Origin of the sequence: Hypericibacter sp. (assembly GCF_050729195.1) — a bacterium.
Lineage (GTDB): Bacteria > Pseudomonadota > Alphaproteobacteria > Dongiales > Dongiaceae > Hypericibacter.
On the sequence record NZ_JBOHKS010000107.1, the window covers coordinates 18955 to 27170 of the forward strand.

Here is an 8216-nt window from a genome sequence, read left to right on the forward strand (position 1 = left end):
CGACGCCCCGAAACGGGGCAATTCCCGCGCTCTTCGAGGTTTGAATGCTTTCCGTCCTTGCCAAGCGGCTGTTCGGCTCCGCCAACGACCGTTACATCAAGACCCTCGCCAAGTCCGTCCAGGACATCAACGCGCTCGAGCCCGAGGTCAAGGCGCTGGACGACGAGGCGCTCAAGGCCCGCACCGCCTGGCTCAAGGACCGGATCGCCAAGGGCGAGACGCTCGACGACATCCTGCCCGACGCCTTCGCCACCGTGCGCGAGGCCGCCTTGCGCGTGCTGGGCCAGCGGCATTTCGACGTCCAGCTCATGGGCGGCATGGTGCTGCATCGCGGCATGATCGCCGAGATGAAGACCGGCGAAGGCAAGACCCTGGTCGCGACCCTCCCCGTCTATCTGAACGCGCTCTCGGAAAAGGGCGTCCATGTCGTCACCGTGAACGATTATCTCGCCCAGCGCGACGCCGAATGGATGGGCCAAGTCTACCGCTTCCTCGGCTTGACCGTCGGCTGCATCGTGCACGGCCTCAACGACGTCGAGCGCCAGCGGCAATACGCCTGCGACGTCACCTACGGCACCAACAACGAGCTGGGCTTCGACTATCTGCGCGACAACCTGAACAAGTACGACATCAAGCAGATGGTGCAGCGCGAGAAGTTCAACTTCGCGATCGTCGACGAGGTGGACAGCATCCTGGTCGACGAGGCGCGCACGCCGCTCATCATTTCCGGTCCGACCGAGGATTCCTCGGAGCTATATATCAAGATCGACGCGCTGATCCCGCACCTGGTCGCGGCGGATTACGAGCTGGACGAAAAGGGCCGTCAGGTGACCCTGACCGAGCCCGGCGTCGAGCATATGGAGCAGCTGCTGAAGGATGCGGGCCAGCTGCGCAGCGATTCGATGTACGACATCCAGAACGTGGCGCTGGTCCATCACACCATGCAGGGCCTCAAGGCCCACAAGCTGTTCCAGCGCGACCGCGACTACATCGTCAAGGACAACAAGGTCATCATCATCGACGAGTTCACCGGCCGCATGATGGAAGGCCGACGCTACTCCGAGGGACTGCATCAGGCGCTCGAGGCCAAGGAGCGGGTGCAGATCCAGAACGAGAACCAGACCCTCGCCTCGATCACCTTCCAGAACTTCTTCCGCCTCTATCCAAAGCTGGCCGGCATGACCGGCACGGCCATGACCGAGGCGCCGGAATTCTCGGACATCTACGGCCTCGACGTCATCGAGATCCCGACCAACCTGCCGACCATCCGCAAGGATGACGACGATCAGGTCTTCCGAACGGCGAAGGAAAAATACGGCGCCATCATCGACGCGATCATCGATGCGCGCACGCGCGAGCAGCCGGTGCTGGTCGGCACGGCCAGCATCGAGAAATCCGAGCTGCTCTCCTCGATGCTCAAGCAGCGCCACATCCCCCATCAGGTCTTGAACGCGCGCTATCACGAGCAGGAGGCCTACATCATCGCCGATGCCGGCGTGCCGGGGGCCGTGACGATCGCCACCAACATGGCCGGCCGCGGCACCGACATCCAGCTCGGCGGCAATATCGACATGCGCATCCGGCGCGAGACCGAGGCGATGGAAGAGACCCAGCGCAAGGCCAAGATCGAGCAGATCAAGACCGAGGTCGCGGCCGCCAAGCAGGTGGCGCTCGAAGCCGGCGGGCTCTTCGTCCTCGGCACCGAGCGCCATGAGAGCCGGCGCATCGACAACCAGCTGCGCGGCCGTTCCGGCCGCCAGGGCGATCCCGGCGCCTCACGCTTCTATCTCTCGCTCGAAGACGATCTGATGCGCATCTTCGGCTCCGAGCGCATGGATTCGATGCTGCAGAAGCTCGGCCTCAAGGAAGGCGAGGCGATCGTCCATAGCTGGGTCAACAAGGCGCTGGAAAAGGCGCAGCAAAAGGTCGAGGCGCGGAACTTCGAGATCCGCAAGAACCTGCTGAAGTTCGACAACGTCATGAACGATCAGCGCAAGGTGATCTACGAACAGCGCCGCGAGCTGATGCAGGCCGAGGAGCTCGGCCAGACCATCGCCGACATGCGCCACGAGACGATCCATGCGCTGGTCGACAGCACCATCCCCAAGGGCTCCTATCCCGAGCAGTGGGAAGTCGGGCGGCTCCATGAAGAGGTGCTGCGCGTCCTGGCGCTCGACCTCCCGGTCGAGGCCTGGGCCAAGGAAGAGGGCATCGACGTCGACATGGTGCGCGAGCGCCTGACTGAGGCCTCGGACAAGCACACGGCCGAACGCGAGCAGCGCTTTGGTGCTGAGATCATGCGCAAGGCCGAGCAGAATCTGCTGCTCCAGATCCTCGACCATCTGTGGAAGGAGCATCTGCTGGCGCTGGATCATCTGCGCCATGGCATCGGTCTCAGGGCCTACAGCCAGCGCGATCCGCTCAACGAGTATCGCCGCGAGGCCTTCGAGATGTTCGAAGGCCTGCTGGCGCGCCTTCGCGAGACCGTGACCAGCGTGCTGTCGCATATCGAGATCCGCGTCAGCCGCCCGGAAGACCTGGCTCCGCCGCCGCCCTCGACCCCGATGCGCGAGACGCGGCAGGACCCGGCCCTGGAAAATGGCGCCCTTGGCGCTGCCCCCGCGGCGCCGTCGGGCAGTCCGGTCGTCGGCATGGCCCGCCCCAACGGCACGGCGGCGCGGCCAATGGCCATGAGCGCCGCCTCGGCAGCCGCCCAGCCGCGCGTCCCCGAATCGCAGTTCGGCAAGGTCCAGCGCAACGCCCCCTGCCCCTGCGGCTCCGGCAAGAAGTTCAAGCAATGCCACGGGAAGGTGTGAAGGAAGCGGCTGACGAGCGCGTTCTTTCAGGATGAGGCTTTCCTCTCCGCCCGCATAGCGGGAGGAGAGGGTAGGGTGAGGTGGGTCGAAGGTTCACCCTCACCCAGCTCCGAGTAAATCTCCGCTTCGCTCCGACTAACTCTACGCATCCCCCTCCCTCACTTCGTGAGGGCGAGGAAAGATGAAGAGCAGCGCTCGAAGCCGCTATCCAAGCCCCTTCTCGCCCATGGCGAGGAACTTCTCGCGTCTCGTCCGCCGGAGGTCGTCGCCCGAGAGGCCGTCGAGCTCCGTCAGCGACTTTTCCAGCGCGGCCCCCAGCGCCGTGATCGTTTCCTCGCGGCCGCGATGAGCGCCGCCGAGGGGCTCGGGCACGATCTCGTCGATCACGCCGAGCTTGAGCAGATCCTCCGAGGTGAGCTTGAGCGCCTCGGCCGCTTCCTTGGCCTGCTCGGCCGAACGCCAGAGGATCGAGGCGCAGCCTTCGGGCGAGATCACCGAATAGACGGCATGCTCGAGCATCAGCACGCGATTGCCGGCGGCGAGCGCGATGGCGCCACCCGAGCCGCCTTCGCCGATGACGGCCGCCACCAGCGGCACGCGGATCTTGAGGCAGGTCTCGATCGAGCGCGCGATCGCCTCGGCTTGCCCCCGCGCCTCGGCATCGACGCCGGGATAGGCGCCCGGCGTGTCGACGAGCGCGATCACCGGCAAACCGAAACGGTCGGCCAGATCCATCAGGCGCTGCGCCTTGCGATAGCCCTCGGGGCGCGCCATGCCGAAATTGTGGCGCACGCGGCTCGCCGTGTCGGAGCCTTTCTCATGGCCCATGACCATCACCGGCCGGCCGCGAAAGCGCGCCAAGCCGCCCTGGATCGCGCGGTCGTCGGCGAAGCTGCGATCGCCCGAGAGCGGCGTGAACTCCTGGAACAGGCTGGCGATATAGTCGAGGAAATGCGGGCGCTCGGGATGGCGCGCGACCAGCGTCTTCTGCCAGGCGGTCAGCTTGCCGTAGGTCTGGCGCAGCAGCTTGTCGACCTTGCCCTGAAGGCGCGCGACCTCTTCGGCGATGTTGAGGTCGCCCTTGTTCTCCAGATGGCGCAGCTCTTCGATCTTGCCTTCGAGCTCGGCGATCGGCTTTTCGAAATCGAGGAAAGTGGGCATCGGTCCTTTGCGAGGATCGGGCCCCGCGACACGGGCGGGAGTTCCCCTGATCGGCCGCTCGCGAGATCCCTTCAGGCGTCCGGCCGCGAACGGGCCATGAACTGTTCAGTTGTGCCAGCTTGCGGCGCAGAAATCATCCCGAACCGGGAAACTCCGCGCCAACCCGCAGGCGGGCCAGCATTTAGCACAGGCGGGACCGGCCCGGCGACCGCAAAAATCATAGGGGCATCGCCCGCTCGCGCGCTTGCCAAGGCCCCGGGTTCTGGCAGATTACCGCACTCTTTCCGGACCTTGCCGCCCCCGCCTCGAGATGCAGGCAGCAAGGTCTCGCCCGCCAGGAGCCATCCATGTCCAAGCCCGCCAAAGCCGCCAGCGCTGCCACCCATTTCGGCGAGGGCGCGCTGCCGAAGATCGCCTGGGGCAAGGGCTCTTGCGTCTATGACTCGACCGGCAAGCGCTATCTCGACGGCTCGGGCGGGCCGGCGGTGTTCTGCCTCGGCCATGGCAACGAGGAGGTCAACGACGCGATCAAGGCGCAGCTCGATCGCGTCGCCCATGGCTATCGCTACGCCTTCACCAGCGACCCGCTGGAAGAGCTGACCGAGAGGGTGGCGAGCAACGGCGGCGGGGGCCTGAACCGCATGGTGTTCGTCTCGGGTGGATCGGAGGCGGTCGAATCCTGCCTCAAGCTGGCGCTGCAATATCATTCCGCGCGCGGCGAGACGACGCGCCGTCGCTTCATCGCGCGCCAGCGCTCCTGGCATGGCAACACGCTGGGCGCGCTCGCCATCTCCGGCTTCCGCGACCGCCGGCTGCCCTTCGAGGGCGCGCTGACCGAGGCAAGCTTCCTCTCGACCGTCAATGAATACCGCCCGCCCAAGGGCGTGAAACCCGAGGACGTCGCGGCCTTCTGCGCCGACGAGCTGGAGCGCGAGATCCTGCGCCAGGGCCCCGACCGCATCGCCGCCTTCGTGTTCGAGCCGGTGGTGGGCGCCGCCGGCGGCGCGCTGCCGGCGCCGGCCGGCTATGCCAAGCGCATCCGCGAGATCTGCGACCGCTATGGCGTGCTCATGATCGCCGACGAGGTCATGTGTGGGGCCGGGCGCTGCGGCACCTGGCGCGCGCTCGAGCATGACGGCGTCGAGCCCGACATCATGTCGGTCGCCAAGGGTCTCGCCGGCGGCTACATGCCGCTCGGCGTCGCGGTCTATCACGAACGCGTGGCGGGTCCGATCCTCGAACGTTATGGCGCACCCCTGACGGGCCACACCTTCACCGGCCATACCGCGGCCTGCGCCGCCGGCGTCGCCGTGCAGAAGATCGTCGCCCGCGACAAGCTGGTCGAGCGGGTCGCGCGCGAGGGCGCCAAGCTCAAGCAGGCGCTGCAGGACCGGCTCGGATCCCGCAACTATGTCGGCAATATCCGCGGCCGCGGCTTCTTCCTCGGCATCGAGCTGGTCGCCGACAAGGCGACCAAGGAGCCGTTCGATCCGGCGCTGCAGCTCAGCATCAAGGTCCGCGACCGGACCTTCGCCAACGGACTCATCTGCTATCCGACCGGTGGCAATGTCGACGGCATCCGCGGCGACCAGATCATCCTGTCGCCGCCCTATAACGCAACCGAAGCGGAGCTGGTGGAGATCGTCGATTTGCTCGAGCGCAGCCTGACCGAGGTGATGGCGCCGCTCGGGCGTTGAGGCCCAGGGAGGCGGCGCGTCTCATCGTCCCGCGAGCGCGTCCATCCCCCTAAATTTCCACACAACGGCGGCTTGTCGCGGGATGCGATTCTTGTTGAAGTGACAGCCGTCGAGGGACGAGACGAGAATGAGGGCGAAGAGGTCGAAGACCCGACGCCCCGATCGATCCACGCAAGGACGGAAACTCCAGGGAGAGAGACGCATCATGGAAAAGAACCGATTCTTCGATCGCCTGGCCGAGGGCAAGCTCTCGCGCCGCGATTTTCACCGCAGCCTGGCCGCGATGGGCCTGGGCGCCGTGACGACCTACAGCTTCAGCCGTCCGGCCGGGGCCGCCGCCGCCGGCGGCGACCTCAAATATTACACCTGGGCCGGCTACGACATCCCCGACATCATGCAGGGCTATGTGAAGAAGTACGGCACGCCGCCGACCTTCAGTCTCTTCGGCGGCACCGAGGAGGCCTTCCAGAAACTGCAATCGGGCTTCACCACCGACGTCGCGCATCCTTGCGTCGAGGATGTCGCGCGCTGGCACAAGCTCAAGATGATCAAGCCGCTCGATACCGCGAAACTCAAATACTGGAAGGACGTCTGGCCCGAGCTGCTGGCGCTGCCGGGAGCGAACATCGATGGCGAGCATTACATCCTGCCGTTCGACTGGGGCAACGGCTCGCTGCTCTATCGCAGCGACAAGGTGCAGCCCGAGGAGATGTCCTGGAAGCTCGCCTTCGACGAGAAGTATAAGGGGCAGATCTCGATGTATAACGCGACCCCGACCGTCTCGGTCGCGGGGCTGGCGCTCGGGATCAATCCCTACGAGTTCTCCGAGGAAGACGGCGCCAAGATCAAAGCCTATCTGATGAAGCAGCGGGCCCTGGTGCGTTTCTACTGGGATGCCCCGGCGGATTATCAGCAGGCGATGGCCTCGGGCGAGATCCTGATCGCCTATGCCTGGAATGACGGCCTCGCCGCCATGAAGAAGCAGGGCATCCCGGTCGAGTATATGACGCCCAAGGAAGGTATCCTGAGCTGGACCTGCGGCCTCGTGCATATGGCCAACTCGACGGTCCCCGACGAGCAGGTCTACGATTTCCTCGACGCCATGTCCTCGCCCGAGAGCGGCAAGTTCATGATCGAGCAATATGGCTACGGTCATTGCAACAAGGACTCGTTCAAGATCGCCGACCAGAAGATCGTTGCGGATCTGGGCTTCGCCTCGCCCTCCAACCTGTTCCAGCACAGCGTGTTCGAGACCGAGGTCTCGCCGGAGATGGAGCAGCGGCGCAACAAGATCTTCGAGGATGTGAAGGCCGGCTGAGCGTAACGGACCGGGGCCGGCCCGCGGGTGCCGCGGGCCGGTCGCCATCTTCCGAAGAATCCTTCCCGGAGCCTTCCATGTATGAGATCGATGCTGATGTATGAGATCGACCCTGGGCGCCTCGACCTGGCGCGCGAGTTCCGCGACAAACCCTTCGGCCGCCATAGCGGCGAGCTGCAACGCGTCATCAACCGGATGCGGGCCGGCAGTAATGCCGGCCGGCTCGTGCTGGTGACGCTCGAGCGCCACAAGCGCTGGGGCCTCGGCCGCATGGGCGCAGAGCTCGGCGATCCGGTCACGCCGGTGCCCGGCTATGAATTCACCTCCTATGAGGAGGCGGAATGGGCGGTGTTCAAGCTGCGCTGGCAGGCCTTGACCGGCCGCGAGCTCGCCCTCGACTGACGCCTTCTTCCGACAGGTCCATTCCCATGCTCGAAATCTTCGGCTACGGCGACCGCCACAGCCTGCGCCCCGGCGACCGGCTTCAGGTCAAGGTCAGTTGCGAGGCCGGCGCCCCGCAGTTCCATGCCGAGGTTGTCCGCATGATTTGTGGCGACGATTCTCCGAATGGCGCCGGCTACAAGGACGCGCCCGTCGCCAACCCGGCCAATGGCGATTACCCGACGCGCCGGCAGCCGCTCGACACCGGCTCGGCCGTGCTGGTGCCGCCCTCCCCGCTTCTCGACCGGCTGCAGAGCTTCACCCTCACCGCGCTGGTCTGGCCGACCCTGCCCGGCAAGAAGCCGCAGACCCTGCTGGCGCGCTGGTCGGAGCAGACGCGCGCCGGCTTCCGGCTCGGACTCGACCAGACCGGAGCGCTTGCCCTCGATCTGGGCGATGGCAAGGGCGGCCTTGCGGCGATCAAGACGAACCGCCCGATGCGCGAACGCGCCTGGTACCGTGTCACCGCGAGCTTCGATGCGGCGACCGGCGAGGTCCGCCTCAGCCAGCGCCCGCTGGCCCATATGGCGCGCGACGATTCCGGCAGCGAGGCCGAGGCGATCCTGCGGGTCCGGCCGCAAGTGCCGGCTGACACGCCCTTCACCATGGCGGCGCATGTCACCGGACGGCGCGGCGCCAAGGTTCTATTGGGTGGTCATTTCAACGGCAAGATCGAGGCGCCGCGGCTGGCCGCACGCGTGCTGCGCGATGACGAGATCGAGGCGCTGCAATTCGGCATCCCGCCGCTGCTGGCGGCCGACGTGGTCGGTGCCTGGGATTTCG

Annotated in this window: 6 protein-coding genes; 5 read left to right on the plus strand and 1 reads right to left on the minus strand. The window is 66.0% G+C overall.

The features are described 5' to 3' along the window. Nucleotides 1–44: 44 nt before the first annotated feature. Complete coding sequence (gene secA, locus ACREE8_RS08130; RefSeq protein ID WP_431572480.1) at nucleotides 45–2816, plus strand: preprotein translocase subunit SecA; 2772 nt, start codon at nucleotides 45–47, stop codon at nucleotides 2814–2816. Between the two features lie 204 nt (nucleotides 2817–3020). On the opposite strand, the gene ACREE8_RS08135 is transcribed toward secA, so the two are convergent. Continuing rightward, nucleotides 3021–3977 carry an acetyl-CoA carboxylase carboxyltransferase subunit alpha gene (locus ACREE8_RS08135; protein WP_431572481.1) on the minus strand — a complete coding sequence of 319 codons (957 nt, stop codon included), beginning with the start codon at nucleotides 3975–3977 and terminating at the stop codon, nucleotides 3021–3023. Between the two features lie 347 nt (nucleotides 3978–4324). Between ACREE8_RS08135 and ACREE8_RS08140 the strand changes: the two genes are divergently transcribed. The 4 genes from ACREE8_RS08140 to ACREE8_RS08155 all read left to right on the plus strand — a co-directional run. Then, nucleotides 4325–5674, plus strand: coding sequence for an aspartate aminotransferase family protein (locus ACREE8_RS08140; protein ID WP_431572482.1), 1350 nt, complete (start codon nucleotides 4325–4327; stop codon nucleotides 5672–5674). Between the two features lie 205 nt (nucleotides 5675–5879). After that, nucleotides 5880–6992 (plus strand): ABC transporter substrate-binding protein, encoded by a 1113-nt coding sequence (locus tag ACREE8_RS08145; protein WP_431572483.1) that lies wholly within the window; start codon nucleotides 5880–5882, stop codon nucleotides 6990–6992. 81 nt (nucleotides 6993–7073) lie between these two features. After that, complete coding sequence (locus tag ACREE8_RS08150; protein WP_431572484.1) at nucleotides 7074–7394, plus strand: hypothetical protein; 321 nt, start codon at nucleotides 7074–7076, stop codon at nucleotides 7392–7394. 26 nt (nucleotides 7395–7420) lie between these two features. Beyond that, the coding region (locus ACREE8_RS08155) for a LamG-like jellyroll fold domain-containing protein (RefSeq protein WP_431572485.1) at nucleotides 7421–8216 on the plus strand (796 nt) is incomplete at its 3' end.

Coding starts and splice junctions, on each gene's coding strand:
- secA (WP_431572480.1), top strand. CDS start 45: ATGCTTTCCGTCCTTGCCAAGCGGCTGTTCGGCTCCGCCAACGACCGT.
- ACREE8_RS08135 (WP_431572481.1), bottom strand. CDS start 3,977: ATGCCCACTTTCCTCGATTTCGAAAAGCCGATCGCCGAGCTCGAAGGC.
- ACREE8_RS08140 (WP_431572482.1), top strand. CDS start 4,325: ATGTCCAAGCCCGCCAAAGCCGCCAGCGCTGCCACCCATTTCGGCGAG.
- ACREE8_RS08145 (WP_431572483.1), top strand. CDS start 5,880: ATGGAAAAGAACCGATTCTTCGATCGCCTGGCCGAGGGCAAGCTCTCG.
- ACREE8_RS08150 (WP_431572484.1), top strand. CDS start 7,074: ATGAGATCGATGCTGATGTATGAGATCGACCCTGGGCGCCTCGACCTG.